General features: G+C 47.2%; 1 pseudogene. It reads right to left on the bottom strand.

The window, feature by feature from the left end:
* Positions 1-82: 82 nt before the first annotated feature.
* Positions 83-550, bottom strand: a pseudogene (locus tag DSM107010_RS37885) (helix-turn-helix domain-containing protein); the annotation flags it as partial.
* Between the last annotated feature and the right edge of the window lie 249 nt (positions 551-799).

Raw genomic sequence — 799 nt, 5'->3', positions numbered from 1 at the left:
CGGGAGTACATGGACAAGCAGTCGCGAGCTGATTTGAGCCACTACCATCATCCTGCTTGCGAGTTAAGTTGACAATACCTTCGTAACCCATGTTTAGTTCTTGGGCTTGGGCTGCCAACTCAGCCAGGGCTTGCCGCCGCCTTTCGTCAATCTGGTGTTTGTATGTCATCAAATCTTGATAGAGAATCCGGCGACGGGTTCCAACTTTGCGGAAAGGAATTTTTCCCGACTCCAGTAAGTCTACTAAATAGGGACGGGAGACATTTAGAATGTCAGCTGCCTCAGAGGTAGTGAGTTCCTTTTTGATGGGAACGATGCTGACAGCATTGCCTTTAGCCATCTGGGTCAAAATGTCAACGAAAAGACGCAACGCAGATGTTGGGATAGTAACCGCTTCACCTTGTGTGTCATCTAGCATCACCCTAATTGTGCAGTGAGATGCGTCCGAGTCCACAATTGATGCCAAAATTTGGCTGCTGGCTTGGGCGATTGCAGAATCTTCTGCTGTCGGTGCAATGATGTCGAAGGAACGGGGAGCCGATAGTGTCATGTTTCCAATGGTGTTGGAATTGAAAGAACGCTCTCCTTGTGTCCGACCCATCGTGAACTAGAGGTCGGAGCGTGAAAAGGGCGAGCTACCTCTACTCCTAATTATACGAAATGAGCGTAACATACGAAATGAACGAAAAAGTCGGGGAACTATAGATATATGTAAATCAGGGCATTGTCAACTTAATGGGATAAATCCGAAAATCGGCACGATAATTCCTGAGTAGCCAGCTTGGCTAATTTTAAGCAG

Origin of the sequence: Chroococcidiopsis cubana SAG 39.79 (genome assembly GCF_003991895.1) — a bacterium.
Taxonomy (GTDB): domain Bacteria; phylum Cyanobacteriota; class Cyanobacteriia; order Cyanobacteriales; family Chroococcidiopsidaceae; genus Chroococcidiopsis; species Chroococcidiopsis thermalis.
Note: the sequence above shows the minus strand (reverse complement) of the source record. Positions and strands in the feature narration are given on the sequence as shown.